This is a genomic window from Reichenbachiella sp. (assembly GCF_965223055.1).
In the GTDB taxonomy this organism is placed as follows: Bacteria; Bacteroidota; Bacteroidia; order Cytophagales; family Cyclobacteriaceae; genus Reichenbachiella.
Window position 1 is genome coordinate 240,820 of sequence record NZ_CBDCVM010000003.1, and the last position, 22,204, is coordinate 263,023.

19 protein-coding genes are annotated in these 22,204 nt (G+C 39.9%); 9 read left to right on the forward strand and 10 right to left on the reverse strand.

Annotated elements, in window-relative coordinates; all coding sequences use genetic code 11:
* Window positions 1-18: 18 nt before the first annotated feature.
* From ACOQO5_RS01495 to ACOQO5_RS01535, 9 genes are all read right to left on the reverse strand, one after another.
* Window positions 19-2,874 carry a M16 family metallopeptidase gene (locus tag ACOQO5_RS01495; RefSeq protein WP_420579909.1) on the reverse strand — a complete coding sequence of 952 codons (2,856 nt, stop codon included), beginning with the start codon at window positions 2,872-2,874 and terminating at the stop codon, window positions 19-21.
* Between the two features lie 76 nt (window positions 2,875-2,950).
* Window positions 2,951-3,835, reverse strand: a complete 885-nt coding sequence (locus ACOQO5_RS01500) for an SMP-30/gluconolactonase/LRE family protein (RefSeq protein ID WP_420579910.1) — start codon at window positions 3,833-3,835, stop codon at window positions 2,951-2,953.
* A 95-nt stretch (window positions 3,836-3,930) separates the two neighbouring features.
* Entirely contained in the window at window positions 3,931-6,165 is a 2,235-nt protein-coding gene (locus tag ACOQO5_RS01505) for a methyl-accepting chemotaxis protein (RefSeq protein ID WP_420579911.1), read from the reverse strand.
* Between the two features lie 72 nt (window positions 6,166-6,237).
* Window positions 6,238-6,684 (reverse strand): hypothetical protein, encoded by a 447-nt coding sequence (locus tag ACOQO5_RS01510; RefSeq protein WP_420579912.1) that lies wholly within the window; start codon window positions 6,682-6,684, stop codon window positions 6,238-6,240.
* A gap of 19 nt (window positions 6,685-6,703) precedes the next feature.
* Window positions 6,704-7,780, reverse strand: a complete 1,077-nt coding sequence (locus ACOQO5_RS01515; protein WP_420579913.1) for a hypothetical protein — start codon at window positions 7,778-7,780, stop codon at window positions 6,704-6,706.
* Window positions 7,781-7,808: 28 nt separating this feature from the next.
* Entirely contained in the window at window positions 7,809-9,671 is a 1,863-nt protein-coding gene (locus tag ACOQO5_RS01520; protein WP_420579914.1) for a choice-of-anchor I family protein, read from the reverse strand.
* Between the two features lie 176 nt (window positions 9,672-9,847).
* Window positions 9,848-11,221 (reverse strand): NAD(P)(+) transhydrogenase (Re/Si-specific) subunit beta, encoded by a 1,374-nt coding sequence (locus ACOQO5_RS01525; protein WP_420579915.1) that lies wholly within the window; start codon window positions 11,219-11,221, stop codon window positions 9,848-9,850.
* Window position 11,222: 1 nt separating this feature from the next.
* On the reverse strand, window positions 11,223-11,528 hold the full coding sequence (locus ACOQO5_RS01530) for an NAD(P) transhydrogenase subunit alpha (protein ID WP_420579916.1): 306 nt from the start codon (window positions 11,526-11,528) through the stop codon (window positions 11,223-11,225).
* A 24-nt stretch (window positions 11,529-11,552) separates the two neighbouring features.
* A complete protein-coding gene (locus ACOQO5_RS01535; protein ID WP_420579917.1) occupies window positions 11,553-12,653 on the reverse strand; it encodes an NAD(P) transhydrogenase subunit alpha in 1,101 nt (366 codons plus the stop codon).
* 308 nt (window positions 12,654-12,961) lie between these two features.
* On the opposite strand from ACOQO5_RS01535, the gene ACOQO5_RS01540 reads away from it, so the two are divergent.
* The 8 genes from ACOQO5_RS01540 to ACOQO5_RS01575 all read left to right on the forward strand — a co-directional run bounded on the left by ACOQO5_RS01540 (window position 12,962) and on the right by ACOQO5_RS01575 (window position 19,852).
* On the forward strand, window positions 12,962-13,435 hold the full coding sequence (locus ACOQO5_RS01540) for a c-type cytochrome (protein WP_420579918.1): 474 nt from the start codon (window positions 12,962-12,964) through the stop codon (window positions 13,433-13,435).
* A 26-nt stretch (window positions 13,436-13,461) separates the two neighbouring features.
* On the forward strand, window positions 13,462-14,034 hold the full coding sequence (locus tag ACOQO5_RS01545; RefSeq protein WP_420579919.1) for a fasciclin domain-containing protein: 573 nt from the start codon (window positions 13,462-13,464) through the stop codon (window positions 14,032-14,034).
* Between the two features lie 23 nt (window positions 14,035-14,057).
* A complete protein-coding gene (gene nosZ, locus ACOQO5_RS01550; RefSeq protein ID WP_420579920.1) occupies window positions 14,058-16,016 on the forward strand; it encodes a Sec-dependent nitrous-oxide reductase in 1,959 nt (652 codons plus the stop codon).
* An 82-nt stretch (window positions 16,017-16,098) separates the two neighbouring features.
* Complete coding sequence (locus ACOQO5_RS01555) at window positions 16,099-16,695, forward strand: hypothetical protein (protein ID WP_420579921.1); 597 nt, start codon at window positions 16,099-16,101, stop codon at window positions 16,693-16,695.
* A gap of 9 nt (window positions 16,696-16,704) precedes the next feature.
* Entirely contained in the window at window positions 16,705-17,139 is a 435-nt protein-coding gene (locus ACOQO5_RS01560) for a nitrous oxide reductase accessory protein NosL (RefSeq protein ID WP_420579922.1), read from the forward strand.
* Window positions 17,140-17,151: 12 nt separating this feature from the next.
* Entirely contained in the window at window positions 17,152-18,381 is a 1,230-nt protein-coding gene (locus ACOQO5_RS01565) for a nitrous oxide reductase family maturation protein NosD (RefSeq protein WP_420579923.1), read from the forward strand.
* Window positions 18,378-19,073, forward strand: a complete 696-nt coding sequence (locus ACOQO5_RS01570) for an ABC transporter ATP-binding protein (protein WP_420579924.1) — start codon at window positions 18,378-18,380, stop codon at window positions 19,071-19,073. Before ACOQO5_RS01565 ends, ACOQO5_RS01570 begins: the two co-directional genes overlap by 4 nt.
* Entirely contained in the window at window positions 19,070-19,852 is a 783-nt protein-coding gene (locus ACOQO5_RS01575) for an ABC transporter permease (protein WP_420579925.1), read from the forward strand. Before ACOQO5_RS01570 ends, ACOQO5_RS01575 begins: the two co-directional genes overlap by 4 nt.
* Window positions 19,853-19,941: 89 nt before the next feature.
* Here ACOQO5_RS01575 and ACOQO5_RS01580 read toward each other — a convergent pair whose 3' ends face one another.
* On the reverse strand, window positions 19,942-20,502 hold the full coding sequence (locus ACOQO5_RS01580) for a hypothetical protein (protein ID WP_420579926.1): 561 nt from the start codon (window positions 20,500-20,502) through the stop codon (window positions 19,942-19,944).
* Window positions 20,503-21,025: 523 nt separating this feature from the next.
* Here ACOQO5_RS01580 and ACOQO5_RS01585 point away from each other — a divergent pair.
* Complete coding sequence (locus ACOQO5_RS01585) at window positions 21,026-22,102, forward strand: BamA/TamA family outer membrane protein (protein ID WP_420579927.1); 1,077 nt, start codon at window positions 21,026-21,028, stop codon at window positions 22,100-22,102.
* Window positions 22,103-22,204 lie beyond the last annotated feature (102 nt).

The window sequence follows — 22,204 nt, forward strand, 5'->3', positions numbered from 1 at the left end:
AGTGACGAGGTTTTATTTCTATTTCACAATAGTAATTGGTTCTTCCACTTCATTACCTTCTTTATCCAAAAGAATCACTTTCTCAAACCCAGTATTCTGGAATTGCTCCAGTTGCGTTTTAGCATCTCCTGATACCAAATAAACCATTTGATCAGGTGTGATGTACTTTTGAGCCAATGCCTTATGCTCCTCCAAGGTCATATTTCTAACTACATTTTCTTCATCCTTGATGTAGTTAGGTCCAAAGCCATATTTGCTTCTCGTTTCGATCATTCCCCTCATAGCACCTAAAGTTTCAAATCTTCTAGCGTTCGATTTGATCAAAGCATTTTTGGTAAACTCAAGATCTTCTTCACTAATACCCTCTCTATATTTTTCCATTTCTTCTTTGAAGATCTTCACAGACTCAAAGGTGGTATTCGTTCTCACGCTTGACCTTGCAGTAAATTCTCCCGAATCAGCGTCGCCAGAAAAACCAGTTCTAGCTCCATAGGTATAACCTTTTTCTTCTCGTAGAATCAAATTCACATTTCCACTAAAAGACCCTCCCAATTTGTAATTCATTACAGTTGCTGGGTAATAGTCCGGATCTGTTCTTGGCATGGATAGATAACCGATATTGATCACTGACTGCTTTGCATCAGGGAAGTCAACAAAATATAAAGATGGTTTTTCAGGATTAGATGGGGCCTCATACGATGGAATACTCACTTCCTTCGCACTCCATTTTGATTCAAAACCACCAAGTGTATTGGCAACCTCTTCTTGAGAAATATCTCCTACTACATGAAAACTAGATACGGATGGTGAAAAATTATTATCATAAAAGGCCTTTAGATCTTCGATGCTAATATTTTCCACATCTTCTGCGGTTCCCATAGTGGAGTAGCCTCGAATATTGTCAGAACCATATAACAATCTCTTGTACACCTTGCCAGCTACAGCACCGGGATCGCCATTTCTTCTTTTTACGATGTTAACCGTTCTCGTTTTGATCAGATCAAACTCTTCTTCATCCCAGCGAGGTTCTAGTAGAATCTCCTCTAGAAGCGACATCGCTGCAGGAAAGTTTCTAGCTAAAGAACTTACAGTGAATGTAATCGCATCTTCTGAAGTCCACATATTAATTTCTGCTCCCAATAACGCTATTGCTTCTTCTAATTCTTGAGGTGTCTTGTTGACTGTTCCCTCATTCATGATGTCAGTCATCAGATTAGCCACTCCGATTTTGTTTAAATCGTCCATAAGATGCCCTCCCCTGATCACCAAGCTGGCTTGAACCAATGGAAGTTCTCTTTGTTCGATACCATAAACAGCTAAGCCATTTTGCAACGTGGTATTCCACTGAGAAGGTATAGTAAGTTCAGGCATGGGTCCAATCTCAGGCGCCACCGTCCGATCAAATGTAGTTTCTGATTTTACTATTTCATCCGCAGCCTCTTCCGTATTCGAATTGTCTGCTACCATCTCCTTGATAACCTCTTCAACAACAGTTGCTTTTTCGCAATTGGAAGCACTCAAATCCATCATTCCTTTAGGCACGAAACTGGTAAGGATAAATGGTTGATCCTTAATGTATGTATTGTATACTCTAAGTACATCCTCTTTGGTTACAGCCTGAATATTAGCTATGTCTTTTTCAATAAATTCAGGACTTCCCGCAAATGTATTGTAGTATGCTATTTGGAAGGTTTTGTTGAATACGCTAGCGATTCCGTTATAAAAGTCCGTTTCGATCTTTGCCTTCACTTGCGCAATATCATTGTCAGTCACTCCATCAGCTTCAAAACGCGCGAATGCCTCATAAATACTGGACTCAATAGAATCCAATGGAATTCCTTGATTTGCATTAATAGAGATTCTAAGGGAACCTGCCAACTCCTGAGATCTATTCCAGGCAGCTACATTTGAAGTAAGATTTTTTTCTTTCACAAGCACCTTGTAAAGTGGCGCTTTCTTACCGTCTGATAATATTTCGGCAAGGAAATCCAAGGCATAGGCGTCCTTATTAAACTCCTCTATTGTAGGCCAAACCATGTTCAATTGAGGTGCCGTGGCAAAGTTATCCTCATGATAAAACCTTTTGGACTTATCCAATTTTACAGGTTGAGGTTTCATTTCTGTTACTTCACCTCTTTTTCCAATAGGGCCAAAGTATTTTTCTACCAATGGCTTGATTTCAGCATTTTCGAAATCTCCAGCGATGACCAAAGTGGCATTGTTCGGTCCATAAAACTGGTTGTAAAACTCCTTGACATCAGCTACAGTAGCATTTTGCAAATCCACCAATTCTCCGATCACTTGCCAGTTGTATGGGTGACCTTCTGGATACATGTTTTTATCAATCACGTAGTTTGTATGACCATAAGGTCTATTGTCCACGCGCTGTCTCTTTTCATTTTGAACTACTTCTTGCTGGTTAGCGAATGCGCTTTCTGTAACGGTATTCAACAAAAATCCGAGTCTGTCCGACTCTAACCATAACATGGTTTCCAATGCATTTTTAGGTACAATTTCATAGTACATAGTACCATCCTTCCATGTAAACCCGTTGAGTGTACCGCCAACATTTTGTACAATTTTGAAAAACTGATCTTGAGGTACGTTTTCAGATTCCTGAAAAAGCATATGCTCGAAAAGGTGAGCGAAACCAGTACGTCCAGGCTTTTCACGGTTAGAGCCCACATGATACAATATCCCTACTGAAACCACCGGATCTGATTTATCCTGATGCAGGATTACATCTAAACCATTGGCTAATTGATATTTTTCTGATTCAATCGAAAATCCTGCTTCTGCTTCTTTTTTAGAAGGCATACAGGAGGTGAGTAATACAACAGCTGAAAGAAACAAGCTGAATGTTTTGGTTAGCATATATTTCATTGTTTAGGATTAAAATGATTCAATCTCTAAACTAAGAAAAATATCTAACTCAGAATATTGATTTTCTTTATTTACGAAGAGAAAAGGATCTTCCGACGAACGAAGCCTCAAATGCTTCTATAAATCCTCTGTCTTGACATGTGACATAACAAGTCTTTCCTTCGGTCCCTCCAAAAGCTATATTTGTCGGTTTTTGGGCAGTTAGTACTATTTCACGAATTAACTCACCTTTTGGAGAAACTATTGCAATAGTTCCTTTTCCATACCGCGCAATGTAAAGATTGCCCGTTTCATCACATCGCATTCCATCCAATCCATAATCTGGAAATTCAATAAGGAGGCGCTTATTGGAAATTTCGCCTTCTGGTGACAAGTCATAAACCCAAACCTTCCGCTGTACACTTTCATTTACATACAGTAGACTATCTCCTGGTGCTACTTCTACGCCGTTGGTAGTGCCCATATTAGATTCTAGTAAAACCAAGTCATTGCCTTGATCAACTCGCCATAGCTTACCTGTGCTTTCTGTCCAGTTGGGATCGCTGGCATACAGTGTCCCGTTTCTGGAAATGGCAATATCGTTGGGCTGATTCATAGTGCTATCATGTGCATAGACCTTGACGGACTTATTTTTCGAGTCAATGGAGAGAATGTTATGATTGACATAATCAGCTAAAAACATCATTCCATTCTGATCAAATCGAATGCCATTGGCTACACTTCCATCAGGTAAACTATCGATGTAGATTTCAAAATTTCCGTTTGGATCTACCTTGCCGATGGTCCCATTCTTTTCCGGATTTACAAAAAAGAGATTGCCACGAGCATCAACCGCCGGTCCTTCAAGGCCTTGAGTGAATGTGCCTACATAAGCAAAGTCAAATGTTTCTTTGGGTTTGTTGCAACTAAAGAATAATACAGATAACAAAAGGCCGTATGAGAATATTTTCATTTTATAGATTGTTTACACAATCCTAATAAAACTATTCTATACGCTTGAAATTATTAGCCAAATGGATCATTTACAACCTTAGATAGTAGTCAGAGCTAATTCTGGCTAAATTGAATTTGTGGACTTGAAGAGTTCGAATGAATAACTTCGTCTTGATCATGATCCAATCCTTCAGGATCAGATTCATCATTCTGTGAATCGGCTAGAGCGAACTTCCCTAGTCCTTCGTTCAATCTCTCTACTATGTTTGACAGCTCTATGGTCCTATTATTATAGTTTTCCATTCCGGCAGATAGTTCAGACGCGCTTGCCGCTACTTCTTCAGTTCCAGAAGCAGTCTGTTCGGCTATGACTACAATTCCTTCAGTTATGCTTACGACGTTGTTAATATCTGAAATTTGAATTTTCGCAGCATTTAATATTTCTTCAGAAAACTCTAATGTATTGTGAGACGCCTCAGTGATTTTTCGAAATGATTCCAATACTTGATTTGATGTCGTATTTCCCTCTACAACACTTTTATGCATAGTTTCAATCACTTTTGCTGCTTCTTTAGTATCACTCTGAACTCCGGTGACAAGCAGTTCAATTTCTTTAGCAGATGATCGGGAGCTTTCGGCCAATTTTCGAATTTCTTCAGCAACTACAGCAAATCCTCTTCCTGCATCACCTGCCTGGGCAGCTTCTATGGCAGCATTCAGTGCCAGGAGATTTGTTTGAGATGCTATATCACTAATAACCGCCAACATCGTAGTAATTTGATTAGATCTATCAGTAAGTACACTAATTGATGTGTTCGTTTTATCTGAATATGTGGCTATTTCGTTCATATTCACAACCACTTTTTCAACCATTTTCATGCCTTGTTCACTGTTATCAACTCCAGTTTTAGCAGCATTATTTATCCTATCCGCTCTTTGACCCATTTCATTTGATGAAGTCAAAATTCCCTCAATTAATTGAGATGACTCATCAACTTTTCCTACTTGGTTTTGCGCCCCGCTACTCATTTGTCCGATGGCTGTGGCTATTTCGCTTGTGTTGGACGCCATTTCGTCACTTGACACTTGCATAAGCTTAGAAGATGAATTCATAGAATTCGCATCTTTTGCAATTTGATTTAAAAATCCATTCAAATTACCCAATGCTTTATTCAAATTATCTGACAACAGTTTAAAATCGCCTTTTAGATCCTTTTGCATTGTTTTTGTCAAATCCCCGTCGGCCATAGCATTGACAATCTCATTCACAGATAATACGGGTTCAGATATTGAGCTCAAAAGATTGTTGATCGCTTCAGATAATTCACTCCAAGCGCCAGACTTTTCTTTCATTTCAATACGGCTACTTAACTTACCTTCTGTCCCGGCTTTCTGAACTACATCCTGAGTTTCACTGATCACTTTGTTCAAATTATCTCGCATAGTAACCAGAGATTTTCCAAGCACGTCTTTTTCGCTGAGCACCTGATATTCTTGTTCAAGTTGCCCTTTACCGATGTTTAGCGCAAAAGTCGAAGTGATTTCTAAGTTGTTTCTCAATTGACTTAAAGACTTTACCATATCACCTATTTCATCGGATGTGGTTTTGAAGTCAAATTTTGGCAACTCTCCAAAACCCATTTTTTGAATATTCTCATTAAGAAGTCTGATAGGTTTTGCAATCGAGGATGTAACTACATAAGAAGCAATAACTCCAAGAAAGATTGAAAGGAGTGTCAATAGAATAGTGATTTTTTCAACCCAGTCCAAAGAAGCATTCTTTTCAACAATTAGTTCATCAGAAAATTGTTTTAGTTCTGATGTAAACCTTTCCAATTGCCCAGAAAGTAGATTCAACTGCGGCTCAAGTTTTTCATCAAATAATGGGATCGCTAAGTAGAAAATAATCGAGTCGTTCGTATAGCTATCTATAGTACTCAAATGATTCATTAATTCCTTTTGATATCCTATGTTCTCCTTGAATATACCTAACATTTGATCCAGACTATCTAAGCGATTATCTCTGCTCCAATTCTCTTGAAGCAATTTGATCTCTGCTGCTAAGCCTGGAAATTTTTTGGTTTGTAGTTCTACTAAAGCAGCCTTGTCTTCTTCATTAGGATTATATATCCAGTTGTTCGAGTATTTTTTAGCGTTTTCGACTAGATCTTTCATTTGATCCATTTTGATAAGAAGTGCACTAAATACCTCTGATATTTTCTCTTCTGTACTCCTACTTTCTCTCAACTTGAGCACACTATAAAAGCTACAGGCAGTAGTAATGCATATAATTACGACATACCCAACAGTAACTTTCTTTCCAATATTGAATCGTTTAATTAAAGTCATTAAGCAAGATCTTAGTTCATTAGATTCATAGAACTGAGAATGACTTTGCTAATCAAAGTCATTCTCAGTTTTTTAATTTTGAACAGGTAGAATTTTACTATTAGCCCCAATAAGGTTCTTATCCTCTGCATTCAATATTCCTATTGCACCAGGAATTTCGTTTACATATTTGATCAAATCAGCACTACTCTTGTGTTCTACTGGAGAAACCCCATTGCCTGAAAAAACTCTTTTGGTCCAGAATTTCTGAAAATTGGTATTTGAAGTTCCAATGTATTTCCAGAAGGCTTCATTTTTAATTTGGACATAGCATGGTTTAATCTTAGTGGAGTTTTTCCATTGGGTGGTAAAGCCATTGTATACTCTCTTAAGCATATTTTTATCAATCGTCTCTATGGGCACCTTTGCATTTGCTATTACTACGAAATCTGATTGTGCTTCCGCTTCATAATTGCTCAACATGATTAGGGTAAATAATCCAATGAGAATTAGCTTATAATTAGATACTTTTTTATTCATCTCTTTCATCATTTTCATATTAAAAACCTAGAACAATAGCAGCCTGAAACTCACTATAACCTACACCGGCAAACTCAGCGTTTTGATTTCCGGAAGAGATGGAGTTGTATTGAGCCTTGAGAAAGAAATTTTTATCAATACGAGTATTCAGACCAACACTGAACATATTCGCTTGATCATCATCTATATCCTTGTTTGGGTCTAGAAATTCATATCTAATATAGGGAGTGAGCCTTTCTATAAAAGTATAATACACCATCGCCTCAATGGCATTTTTTTTCAAACTACCACCTGCCGAAGGTTTAGTATTTCCCGAAACATACTCCAATTCCAACCCTGCATTTCCAATGGTATATTCCGCATGTGTACTAAAACTAAAAACCTTGGTTCGATTACCCGTGTCATCGCCGGCTCCGTCTAGCTCTGTTACTCTATCTGAATAAGTGGATAGGCCTAACTTTAAATTACTAACCGGACTAATGAGTAGTCTTGAAGCTATGGCTTTTTCTTTATTGTCATCTTCTTCAAAAGGGTTGGTATTCTCTTGCGAACCATTACTCAGTTGTACGTGATATTCAAATTCAACTGAACTAACCATGAAATTTCCTAATACAGAAATACCTGTTGCCCATCTCGGATAGAACCTTTCATCGGCACCAAACTTATTAGGCTTATTCGTACTTAATGGTTCTTTCACTGCAAGAAATGCAGGTTTGGCAGTATGGATTTCGTTGTATATCCCAAATGGTGTAAACATCTTTCCTACCCTAAATTTCAACCAATCTTTGACGGTGTACTCAGGAAATGCATATTCCACTGCAACATTGCCCCGTCCATCTTCAGTGGCAGCGCCATGCTCCCAGGTCAAGTCAGTAGAAAATCTTAATTTGTCTGATAGGTCTATATTGATTACTAAATCAATAAGGTCGGCATCGAAGGATCCATTAGGATCTCCTTCTCCTTCATCAGAGATCATGTTTTCATATTCAAAACTTGAATAACCATTGATTCTGACTCGTTCTGAGAGTTGTTGAGACATGATTTTCAAACTTAATGAACACATCACGACCGTCAACAAAATTACTTTTGACTTCATCTATTATTGGTTAAGAAAAAAACAGTATTTATTTAATTATGAATCTGACACCTGTAGATTCAGCGGATTGAAGGATATAAAGTCCTTTCTCCAAGGAGGAAACATCAATCTCTTTATTCCCTTTGCTTGTCAGTACTTTTCGCCCATGAATATTGAAAACAGTGACATCTAAAGACTTATTCAAATATAGGACTCCATGTTCGACAGGATTTGGGTAAACGAGTAATTGATCCGTCATTTGTTCTAGCTCTTCTGCAATCACTTCATCTTCATTGTCCAAAGTTCTGGCTTCAGCATTCATATGGTTCGGCTGTCCCGAATTGACTTTGAAAATCGTAATGGTGCCACTTACTTCATTAGCTGAAATCAGAATAGGAGCATTGATCGGACTTTTGCTCTTTTTGACAAAGACTACATCTTCCGGCCCAAGATCCTCCGCATCTCTGGAATCTACTGGCGCATCAAAATTTCGATTGTTTGTATAGCTTACAAACTCAGGGTGAAAAGGATTAGAAATGTCATAAATCATTATTCCTCCAACTCTCTCTAATCCAATAAAAGCATAAGTTCTACCTTTGAATTTAGCTATTTCTATGGCTTCTGGCTCTGGTCCTTTATCATCACTTCTGTCTTTGAAAGACCCATTCTCATCATTTGTCGAATTAAAATTATCCGGAAGTTCAAGTGCCGTGATTTGTTCAAATTCGTCCCCACTATCGTAAATGAGTCTACCATTGGCTCTTCTTATAGAGAATGACCTGGCACCATAAGTGTATATTTCCTCAAATAGTCCATCACCATCTGCATCTCCAGTGGCTGTCGTCGTTTTCATCCGTCCAATTGCAGTATTGGATTGTAGATCGGCAGCATTTGGAAATACCGTTGGATCCAGCATCAGGTCTTTAACTCTAACCTCCTCGCTGTACCCTGCATAATCTCTACTGTCTCCTTCATTGGCTAATACAATGTATTCCCTCCCACACTTTCTATAATTTGCAATTGCATCAGGCATATACATGCCTTTGATTGGCCAGTTGGCTATATCAATTTCGGCAGTTTCGTTACTAGCGTCCAATCCATTACCATACGTTGAATGGTCCTTAAATCCTAACCCTACGAGTCGTTTTACCCTACCTCTTCGAATATCAATGATGGCTAAAGCATTATTTTCTTGGAGTGCCACCCATGCATACCTCGAATATTTTGATACTGTAATGTATTCGGGCTCCAGGTCTTGTGCTACAGTTGATGATCCGGGGTTAGAAGATACTCTAATACTAGCATCTAAATTTGCGTTATTGAAACTTGTAAACCCTACTTGTTGAACATCACTTTGATTAATATTCTGAACACCTCTGCGAAGATCGACAATAGTTACACTGCCCTCGGGATCAATGGTATAATCATCGTTTGGTTCTCCTTCGTTTGCACTGATTACATACCTCCCATTTGGAGAAAACACCACATTATCTGGTAATGCACCGGCTTCGACCTCATTGAGAAATTGACCATCAGTATTGAAAAACACAATTTTCCCATTGGCTTGTTTGTCTACATTTTCCACCGCTGCGGCCACAATCCCACGATATACTGCAACGCTATTGGCACTTTTCCCATACAAAACCAAACTGATGGATGAATGGAGTGTTATAGACTCAGGCTGGGAGATATCCAAAATATCAATTGTACTTGCAAAACTATTTGTTACAAATAGTCTCTGCGTGAACGGATCATGCGCAACAATCTCAGTGGCACTTTCAGCAAAAACATCCGTATAATACGTTGATATCTTTTCTAATGAAATATCACTTTGGGAAATGGATTGAAAAGGGCAAATTAGTACTACTAAGCACACTATGGTGCCCATGGAAAAGGTTAAGTTAGTTTTCATATTAAATAATTAAATAAGACCAAAATTCATGAAACCATTTCATGACCAAATTCAATAAATCTCATTTAAATGCTGCTAAATCAAATGTACTCTGAGTACTTCCGAGAAGCAATAGGCATATATACCTAATTAATAGATAGGCATAATGCCTAGTTAATTATTTAATATTTTCACAACTAATCCATCACTTTTACCTCATTATTGAGTGTCTCAATGGTGTCTTTGGCATCTCCAAATAACATTTTAGTTTTCTCACTAAAAAACAATGGGTTTTCAATTCCTGAATAACCTTTACTCATTCCTCTCTTTAGCACCACCACATTTTTGGAATTCAGGATTTCCAACACAGGCATCCCGTAAATTGGACTTCCCGGATCATCTAGTGCAGAAGGGTTGACTACGTCATTAGCACCCACTACCAAACATACATCAGTATCGGTCAACATACTATTGGCATCATCCAAATCGATGAGTTTATTGTACGGCACATCCGCTTCTGCGAGAAGTACATTCATATGACCTGGCATACGACCCGCTACCGGGTGTATAGCGTAATTAACGTTCACTCCCCTCGAGGTTAGACTCTTATCCAATTCCTTACATGCCTTTTGCGCCTGAGCTACTGCCATACCATAGCCCGGAATGACCATTACGTTTTGCGCATAACGCATCATGATGGCTGTGTCATTAGCGGTGGTTTCTTTGATATCGCCCTGATCAGTAGCGGTGGCGCCTACAGAACTGCCAAAACCACCGACTACTACGTTGATTAAGGATCGATTCATGGCCTGACACATCAAGATGGTAAGTATGGCTCCAGAAGAACCTACCAATACACCACCTAGCAACATGACCATATTACCATAGACCAAACCTGCCAGAGCCGCAGCAATACCCGTCAAAGCATTGAGCAAAGAAATAACAACTGGCATATCAGCCCCACCGATTGGCCAGACAAAAGTCAAACCGTAAATGAGTGAAACAGCAAGAATAACTAGAGGCAAATACGCGTAGGTAGTAGGGTTAGCCACTTGAAATACAATGAGGCCTAAACATAACACCAACCAGATCAGATTGAAATAAGAAGAGATTGCACTTCTCCAATCTTTGACCTTACCAGCCAATTTGCCATAAGCAATCAAACTACCTGTAAAAGCCACACCACCGATAAATAATGCCATGTAAGTCGTTGCCATCAATCCATAAGAAGAAGAGGCATCAAACTTATAAGCCTCAAGAATGGAAATACTTACCGCACAAGCGCCCCCAAAGCCATTAAATACAGAGACCAATTCCGGGATACCAGTCATTTCTACTTTTTTGGAATACACTAAGCCGATAACAGACCCTACAGTTATGGCTCCAAAAATATACAGCAGGTTACCCTGATCATTTGCCATTGGGCTGAATATGGCCACTAGAATAGCTGAGCCCATACCCAACGCAGCAATCACATTTCCATTTCTAGCCGTAGATGGGCTGCTCAATTTTCTTAACCCTACGATCAACAATACAGTTGAGACGATATATAAAAGTTCTATGTACTGCATCTTATTTCTTCTTAAACATTTCCAACATTCGGTTGGTCACCGCATGACCACCTACCACATTGATAGTACCCAATACTATTCCTAAAGCTCCTAACCCTAAGGTTAGGTAGTCAGTTACATCTGCCTGCCGGACCAAAATAATAGCACCAATAATTACAATACCACTGATTGCATTGGACCCAGACATCAATGGAGTATGAAGTACTGTTGGCACTTTCGAAATCACTTCAAAGCCCAGGTAAATAGTGATAATTAATAAGTTGATCATAAGCACATGATCCTTCAGATAATCTAATATCTCTAACATGTTTTCTGAATTTAATGGTAATAATTAGGCGGTAACGGCAGACTTCTTTTCTGCCTTCAACAATGACTGGCTGACAATCTCACTGTCATACGGTAAATCATCCTTACCTTCTTTGAGAACGTATTTCAAGAAATTGTAAATATTGTTGCTGTAGAGCAAGCTCGCTTGCTTGCCCATCTGATTGTAAAGTTTAGCATCCCCAATGATGGTTACGCCATCGACATCAATGACTTGATCATCTTTGGACAACTCACAGTTGCCACCACTAGCAGAGGCCATGTCCACAATAACACTACCCTGTTTCATGGCATTCACCGTTCTGTTTTCTATCAAAACCGGTGCTTTCCTTCCTGGAATATTCGCTGTAGTGATAACTACATCGGCCTTCACTGCAGTTTGGTGAATGAGTTCTTTTTGTTTGGCAATGTATTCATTGGATTGCTCTACAGCATATCCTCCTGCAGCACTATCTTCTTGAGCGCCCTCCACTTCGATGAATTTTGCCCCTAGACTTTGTACTTCTTCCCTCACCGCTGTTCGCACATCGAAAGCCTCTACAATAGCTCCCAGTCTCTTTGCTGTAGCAATGGCTTGCAATCCTGCTACTCCTGCTCCTAATACCAAAACACGTGCTGGAGGTATAGTACCTGCTGAAGTGGTCATCATAGGGAAATAACCTGCGAACTCGTCAGCCGCAGAAATCACAGCTTTGTAACCTGAAAGTGACGCCAACGACGAAAGTACATCCATCGATTGCGCAATAGTAGATCTAGGCAACAAATCAAGGCTGAATACTTGAGCCTCAGATGTTTTTAGATTTGTAATTAACTCAGACTCCACACGACCATTGAATTTACCAACTAGTATTGCGCCTGCTTTGATTTGATCAATATCTGATTTTGAAATGCTGGTGCCGGCAAGGATTATATCTGCTTTAGAAAGCACCTCCGTCCGTGAGGAAATCACTGAGCCCGCAGACTCATACAGTTCATCATTATATCCTGAGGCCTTACCTGCTCCCGATTCTACAACGATTTGATATTCGTCTTTGATCAGTTTTGCAGCCACCTGTGGAACGAGGGCGACCAGATTCTCTTCTGGACATTTTACAACACCAATTACCATGTCATGCTTGATTTTAATTCTCCTACTATTAAACTCAATTTTGGGTTAGTTGCATTCTTGGCACTAGCTGTTGCAAACCTACTAAGTAATCACGATAATCTCTGGTATTTTATTTAATAATACTGGTGTTTTATTAGCAATGTGATAAAATCATGATCATACATCTAAATACAGTCTGTCTCTTTTTTTAAAATAACATTGCGAAAAATGCCTGTTTCAGATGACATCTCTCTTATACAAAACTGACTTGCGTCATAGTTTCAGCTGCGCTCGAACAATACTTTTACTGCAAAACAATTCGAGAATTTATGAAAAAGTTAACATACCCACTCCTTGGTCTTCTCTTGATTTTAGGCGCTTGTGGTGGCGAAAAAAGTAGCAGCGAAAGTGTAAAAGAGAAATATGCCAAAAAAGCTCCAAAATCAGTTGCTGAGATGGAAAAGGAATATCAAAAATATAATGGCATAGGCCCCATTTCATCTTTTGAATTTCCAGCAGATATTGATCAAACTAAAGCTGAAGAAGGCAAGGTCATTTTTGAAGCCAAGTGTACGGCTTGTCATAAAGTGAACAAAAAATTCATTGGACCTTCTCCTAAAGACATTTTTAGTAGAAGAAATCCTGCTTGGGTAATGAATATGATTTTGAACCCTGATGAAATGGTACTGAAAGATCCATTAGCGAAACAATTACTTATTGAGTTCAATGGTTCACCGATGGCCAATCAAAACCTAACCGAAGATGAAGCAAGAGCGGTTCTGGAATATTTCAGAACACTATAAACGATTTTTCAACTAACAGAAATACTATGAAATCTCACCCTTTCACCAAACTATTCCTTGCGCTGATGGTCTTTGCTGTCATCGGATGCAATAAGAATGTGGAGCGATATACGGCGCCAGTTTCGGAATCTGAAACAGCCACTTCGCACCCTAAAGGACAGGCCTCTGTAGAAGATAATGTCTCGGAAGCCAATATTTTGCAAGTAGCTATAGGCTCAGAAGCACATAGCACTCTAGTAGCAGCTGTACAAGCAGCTGAGATCGAACATGTGCTTGTTAACGCTGGCCCTTTAACTGTATTTGCCCCTACTAATGACGCATTTGCAGCTTTGCCGGAAGGCACCGTAGACGACCTACTCAAGCCAGAGAACAAAGCCAAACTGGCTAACATTCTTACTGGTCATGCAGCACCAGGTTCCTACGACCTTGATGCACTAAAGAAAGAAGCTAGAAAAGGTCGCAAGATCTATACAGCTACTGGACAATATCTGGAAGTAACGGTGGAAGGCGATGACGTATTCGTTGCCGGGGCAAAAGTTTTAGCCACGATCCAAACTACCAATGGAGTCATCAATGTGGTAGACAAAATCATATTATAAATCATCAATTAAACGATCATAAAATGAGTATCAAAAAAATAACAAGCATTTTGGCCAGCGTAGCCCTACTTTTTGCAGTAGGTTGCCAGCCGGGAGGCAACGAAAATAGCGGTGCACTGAGCGGCGACCTAGCTTCACGCTCATTCGTAGCGCCAGGAGAGCACGACGAATTCTACGGTTTCATTTCTGGCGGATTCAATGGCCAATTGTCCGTAATAGGTATGCCGTCAGGCAGAGTATTTAAAAACATCCCAGTATTTTCAGTGGATGCAGAAAAGGCTTACGGATTCAATGAAGAAACCAAGGCATTATTGAACACTTCTTATGGTTTCATTCCTTGGGGTGATGCCCACCATCCGGACATTTCTCAAACTAACGGTAAGCTAGATGGACGCTGGGTTTTCATCAATGAAAACAACACGCCAAGAATTGCACGTATTGACTTGACTACATTCGAAACTGTTGAGACTATTGAAATTCCAAACTCTGCGGGTAACCACAGTTCATCTTACGTAACTGACAATACCGAATATGTAGTGGCAGGCACCAGGTTCGCTGTACCAGTTCCACAAAGAGACATGCCTATTGCCGACTACAAAGGCAACTTCAAAGGTGCTATGTCATTCTTGAAAGTAGATCAGGAATCTGGTGAAATGAATATCGAATTTCAGATCATGATGCCTGGGTTTGATTACGACAAAGCACACCCTGGAAGAGGTAAATCTCACGGTTGGTTCTTCTTTACTACATACAACACAGAAGAAGCAAATACTTTAATGGAAGTAAATGCTTCTCAAAATGACAAGGATTTCGTAGCGGCTATCAACTGGAAAAAAGCTGAAGAGTACATTGCTCAAGGCAACTTCACTACCATGGCGACCAACTATGCGCATAATGTGTATGATGAAAAGACGCATATGGCTACTACTACTTGGGAAAAAGAGGTGAAAATACTTGACCCTGCCAAATGCCCTGGATTAGTATATTTCATGCCAATGCCTAAGTCTCCTCATGGATGTGATGTAGATCCTACAGGTGAGTACATTGTAGGTAGCGGTAAGCTATCAGCTAACGTAACTGTGCACTCTTTCACAAAAATGATGGATGCTATAGAAAACGAAAAATTCGATGGAGAAGCTTACGGTATTCCGATCTTAAACTTCGAGGATGTACTAGCTGGAGTAGTTGTTCAGCCTGGCTTGGGTCCTTTGCATACAGAATTTGACGCTAAAGGTAATGCATACACTACTTTCTTTATCTCTTCTGAAGTGGTAAAATGGAAACTAGGCACCTGGGAAGTCATAGACAGAAAGCCTACCTACTACTCTGTGGGTCACTTGATGATCCCTGGCGGTAATTCTCAGGCACCTTTCGGTAAATACTTGATCGCGATGAACAAAATCACCAAAGACAGATACTTACCTACTGGCCCAGAAGTGACTCAGTCTGCGCAATTGTATGACATCTCTGGCGAGAAAATGGAATTGCTACTTGACTTCCCAACGCTTGGAGAGCCTCACTATGCTGCAGGTATACCAGCGGATCTGATCAAGCCCAATTCCAAGAAGATCTATCCTTTGGAAGAAAACGAGCACCCATATGTGACGAAGTCTGAGAAGGATGCCAAGGTAGTCAGAGATGGTAAAGACGTACACATTTACATGACAATGATTCGAAGCCACTTTGCTCCTGACAACATCGAAGGAATCAAAGAAGGTGACCGAGTTTATTTCCACGTGACTAACTTGGAGCAAGACTATGATGTACCTCATGGTATCAGTATGATCGGTGCGAATACTTCTGAACTATTGATCATGCCTGGGCAAACAGAAACATTCGTATGGGAACCTAAGGGTGAAGGTGTATGGCCATTCTACTGTACAGACTTCTGTTCTGCACTTCACCAGGAAATGCAAGGATATGTGAGAGTGTCTCCTGAAAATTCTGACATAGAATTGAGCTGGACGCTCGACGGAGAATAAAAAGTGTTGGTTTGAGGGGGGCGTTTTGCTAAGGTTCGTCCCCCTACTTTACCACAACCATCCAATCACAAACAACAAAAAAATGAAATTGTCTAAAATAATGATGATCGTAGGCTCTTTGATGATCCTCCTTCTCTTTGTCCTACCACTCTGGAATATCACGTTGGAAGCTCCTCAATATCCTGAAGCCATTGGCATGGATATTTGGATCAACAAGATCGTAGACCACAACCCCAATGACATCAAAAATATCAACTTGATGAATCACTATGTAGGGATGAAAGATATCCCTACTGAAATGGCTGAATTTGATATTTTCCCTCCAGTCATCATCAGCATGGCCGTTCTTGGTGTTTTGTTTGGATTTGTAGGAAACAAAAAACTGTATATTACCTGGTTCATTGTGATGAGTTTATTAGGCACTGCAGGAATGTATGATTTCTACCGATGGGAATATGACTATGGCCATAATCTTAAAGAAAATGCCGCCATCAAATTTGTAGATGAGAAAGGAGAACCGATGGCTTACCAACCCCCATTGATTGGCTCCAAAATGATCCTGAATTTCAATGCAATTTCTCTACCAATGAGTGGAGCCTATTGCCTATTTGGAGGAATGTTTATCACCTTAGCCGCTTTCTTTGTAGCAAAAAAAGAAGAACAGTCAGTAGAAACTTAACAGTTATCAATGATGATCAGACCAACACTTTATACACTTTTATTTCTTTTCTTTCTGAGCAGTTGCAACCCGCAACCAGCCGCCATTGAATATGGCACAACCAGCTGCCATTCTTGCAAAATGACAATAGTCGATCAGCAGCATGCTGCCCAAGTCATGACTAAAAAAGGGCGAACGTATTCTTTCGATGCAATCGAATGTATGGTAAGGAGCCTGGAGCAATGGAAAGCAGAGGAGTTACAAACCCTACTGGTCACAGACTACACGACACCCAAGCAATTGATAGAAGCTGAAAGTGCTCACTACTTGATCAGTACAGCCATTCCCAGCCCAATGGGTGCGCATCTTTCCGCATTCTCGAATAAAGAAAACAGAGACGAATTAGCCAGCAAGCCTACTGATCAAAAACTAACTTGGGGTGAATTAAAATTTTCAGTTAATTAATCTGAAAAAAACATGTTCAGATATTTATTCATTTGGCTTCTCTTTGCAGCCACGCTAGTAGAAGCTGGCCAACTTACTGTATGTAAAACTTGTCCAGTTAGCTCATTAAGTCTGGCAGTCACGCAAACTGCCCCTCATGACACGATCATGATTCAAACAGGCACCTATGAATCCGTCGAAGTGATCATCAATAAGCCTCTCACAATTCTAGGAGAAAAGGATGCTATTTTGGATGGGCAATCACAACGTCACATCTTACATTTAAAATCAGATAGTGTCAATATTATCGGTCTGACCTTTATCAACGCAGGCCGAAGTTTTACTAAAGACTATGCAGCCATTTATATTCACAAAGTCAATCATTTTGTATTAAAAGACAATAGAGTAATCGAACCGTATTTCGGCTTTTTGATTGAAAAATCTCATTTCGGCATCATCAGTAACAATACGATCTCAGGTGAAACAAAAACAGAAACTGACTCCGGAAATGGCATCCATCTCTGGCACTGTTCAGAAATTGTAATCCAGGACAATGAGACCTACGGGTTGCGCGATGGCATATACTTCGAATTTGTGACTAACAGCAAAGTAACAAACAACAATAGCCACCACAATGTCCGCTACGGTCTGCATTTCATGTTTTCAAACCATGATGAATATACCAACAACAACTTTCACCACAATGGTGCAGGCGTAGCTGTAATGTTTTCCAAGTTTATCATCATGAAGGAAAATACGTTTGCCAAAAACTGGGGAACGGCTTCTTATGGTTTGCTTCTTAAAGAGATTTATGATGCTGAAGTCGAAGGCAATATATTCGACGAAAACACTATCGCCATTTTTCTGGAAGGCACCGGAAGAATCAACTATCAAAAGAATCAATTCCTAAACAATGGCTGGGGCATCAAAGTCTCTGGAGGCTGTTATACGAATCGGTTTTTCGACAACAACTTCATCAACAATGCCCTAGATATTGCTTACAACAGCAAGATGAATGACAATGAATTTACGCACAACTATTGGAGCAGCTATACCGGCTATGATCTAGACCGTGATGATATTGGCGATGTACCTTATCGTCCCGTAAAATTATTTTCTTATATCATCGGTCAGTGCCCGGAATCCATTGTGCTACTTCGAAGTTTGTTTGTGGATATTATTAACTTTTCAGAAAAGGTATCTCCGGTTTTTACTCCTGATAATTTATTGGACCCCACTCCAGCCATGCAGCAATTGCTATGATACAGATAGAAAACATAAAAAAAAGATTTGACCAACTCCAAGTATTGGATGGGGTCAGCTTACAGATAGATCAGCCCGGTATCTTTGCTGTGCTTGGGCCAAACGGTTCCGGAAAAACCACGCTACTCAAGAGCATTTTAGGCATGGTACTTCCGCAGGATGGAGACATCCAGTTGAACGGCCAGTCTACGTTGGCTGCATGGGATTATAGAAATCAGATAGGGTATCTACCTCAGATTGCCCGATTTCCTGACAACCTTACCGTCATCGAAGTAATCGAAATGATCAAATCCATTCGAGACCAAAAAGCAGATGATCAACCTTTGATTGATCGATTTGGTCTAATGCCCTTTATGAACAAAAAGCTGGGCAAACTATCCGGTGGTACCAGACAGAAAGTCAACATTGTACTTACTTTCATGTTTGACTGTCAACTCTACATATTGGATGAGCCCACTGCTGGATTGGATCCTGTGGCCTTGATTCAGCTCAAAGAATTGATCATGGAAGAAAAGGCAAAGGGAAAAACTTTTCTCATCACCACCCACATCATGAATTTGGTGGAAGAATTGTCTGACGAAATCGTTTTTCTCTTGGATGGAAAAATCTACTTCAAAGGCACGCTGGAACAGCTGAAAACCGAAACGAAACAAACAGATTTAGAACACGCTATAGCGCAAATACTACAATGATTAAGATACTTAAATATAGCTTTTATGATCTGGCCAGGAGTCGCTGGAGCTATGTCTATTTCGCTTTTTATTTACTCTTGGGTTTTGTACTCCTGTTTCTCAACAGCAGCATTTCCAAAGCAGTAATCACTTTGATGAATATCATTGTAGTGCTCTCTCCAATGATCGGTACCATATTCGGTATCATGTATCACTACAGTGCGCGTGAGTTTACTGAACTATTACTGGCACAACCGATTAGACGTCGTACCATATTCTTAGGTCAATACTTGGGTATTGCCACTTCCTTATCCCTGAGTTTGATTTTAGGTCTAGGGATCCCATTTTTCATATATGGCGTGAGTCAGTCTTCCGAATTTTGGAATTTTGCACTATTGATCATCACAGGTACTTTCCTCACATTCATTTTCGTAGGACTGGCTATCAATATTGCTTTGGCGAATGAAAACCGTATCAAAGGATTTAGTTATGCGATTCTCCTGTGGCTGTTTCTGGCAGTGATGTACGATGGGATCTTCATGATTCTCCTGATGGTGTTCAAGGATTATCCTCTAGATCAGTTTGCACTTATCGCCAGTATCGCCAACCCCATAGACTTATCCAGAATCTTGATTTTGCTCAAGCTGGACATCGCGGCCTTACTCGGCTATACTGGTGCCATCTTTCAAAAGTTCTTTGGCTCTGGCCTGGGCGCTGTCCTTTCCTTTTTGGCTCTGTTTATTTGGACATTGGTGCCAGCACTGAATTTGTTGAGATTGGCGGATAAGAAGGATTTTTGAGGGAAGACGAAAGACAAGCGGCTGTTGAAGGCTGAAAGAAACCACCCCGCTAATCTCTAGCAGCAATCACCATGGAGATACAAGTAATCTTACGATCTTTCTTTGTCTTCTGTATTCAAGTGAGACAAGAACCCATTTAAAACTTCTGTTATAGTTTTCTCATCAATTTGAAAGTTTGTATGCTTCTCTTCTTGAATCCCGTTGTTACGATTCCAATCACCTCTGACCTCCTTCCATGTAGACTCTATTGAAAGTAGTTCCTCGGCAGTAAATTCAAATTCTTGTTCATCTAGTATTGACAGAACACCGTTCTGCACTTCCCAATTGTTAGTTGCTGAAAAGAGAATGTTATATAATTCGTTGAGTTTGTGGCTGCAATTCAATGATTGAAGGGCAAAAATCAAAGTTCCTCTGGAGTTTCTAAATGCCTCTGTTTGGACTGCCTTAAATATGGGATCAAGTGCTTCCTGATATTTGTGTTCTTTGAATGTAAGTGCCACCGAATTTCTTATTGAACTGTCTTCATGTTGAAAGAGTTCCAGAAGATAACTGTACTCGCCATCTTCAAAAAGTAGATTGGTAATGGACTTCTGATCTTTCCAATCAGCTGAAAGCAATTGAGACTTCAAATAATCAGTGTTTCTTTTCATTTATAAATTAGTCGATCATAATATTTACATAAAGCAATACAAAATATCCGCACTGCATCATAATCTATAAAATTGAATAATTAGTAATTCTCAGAAGGGTTTCTACTCAAGATTAAAGGTTTTTGGAATAAGATCAAAGGCAAGTGGCAGTAGAAGGCCGAAGAGGATTGCCGCGCTCCGCTCGCAATGACGGGTTTTAACTGGCTTCTGCTGTAGAATTCCCGACCCGAACTTAAAAACGTCATGGCGAGGAGAATGATTTGGTGGTAGGCAAATCAGACGACGTGGCCATCTCATCCCTCATTTGAGCTTGATTTAAAAAAACTGAATCTTCATTTAAACACCAAAACTCTCATCGTAAAAAGCAATTCGACGAATGTGAAATTCAGTAGACGGCTGAAAGGGATGGCCATTACACAAGTTTAGAAATCTAATCCCTACTTCAAATAAACCTCCACCCACTCTCCTTGAGTTTCACATATCAGTCTATATTTGACTCATTGTTTGTAATTAACTAATTACTTTGAAAAAAAACGTAGTCCTCATTGCACTCATACTCTTGATTGCAGAATTCAGTCATGGACAAATATTAGGAGGTGGCGGTGCCCAATCAAGGTCAGACAGTAGCAAAAATTTTAGTTTTGTTCCGATACCGTATGTAAGCTACAGTAGAAGTATTGGATTTGGCTACGGGCTGATTCCTATGGCCATGTACACGATCAACAAAAAAGACACCATCTCCCCCCAGTCCATGACCGGAGCCATGATCATGGGTACAACCAATGACACCTGGATGGGTGGCGTTTTTGGGCGCTTCTTTTTAGATGAGGATAACTACAGAATCACAATGGCTGCTATTACTGGCAATGTAAACTTTCAATTTTATCCTGACCTGCCTGGCCTCCCAGAAGTGGTCGATTATAGTACCGGACTGGATTATATCAATTTCAACATTCAACGAAAAATAGCCCCATCCATGTACGCAGGCTTGGGTTATATCTACACCCATTTTGCTACGAATTACGACATCGGAGATATCCCTACTGATTACAGTGATTTGCACGGCGGATTATTGATTTGGTCTTATGACAAAAGAGACGATGTCTACTATCCATGGGAAGGCTACCTCACCAATTTCAATTACAATTTTTTTCCTGAATTTTTCGGCAATGCAGTCTCTTCCAATAAGATCACAATTGATCACAATCAATACTTCAGTACAAGACAAAAGAAGGATGTCATAGCCGCCCGATTGTATATTGGCGTCGGGATAGGCGATCTCAGTTTCAACCAGCAGTTCGTCCTTGGGGGAAAGGATTTAAGAGGCTATTCACAAGGAGAGTTTCGTGGAGAGCAAATTTATACGCTGCAAGGAGAATATCGCTGGAATCTTACTGAGCGTTTTGGATTAGTAGGTTTCGCAGGGATGGCGATGGTTCACAACGAAGAAATGACCAACAATAACGGCACTTTACTTCCCGCAGCAGGTGGTGGTTTCCGAATCAATGTGTTTCCTAAAAATCACCTAAATGTGGGACTGGATGCTGCCGCTGGAAAAAGAGACTGGAGCGTCAGCTTCCAAATTGGAGAGACTTTCTAGCTAAAGAGAGTTTAATAAAAGAAATTTTGGTGAGATAAACTTAGTTTTCTCCAACGAATACAAGGAGCGACAGTCGATCATCAAAATGAAAATCAAAGCCTA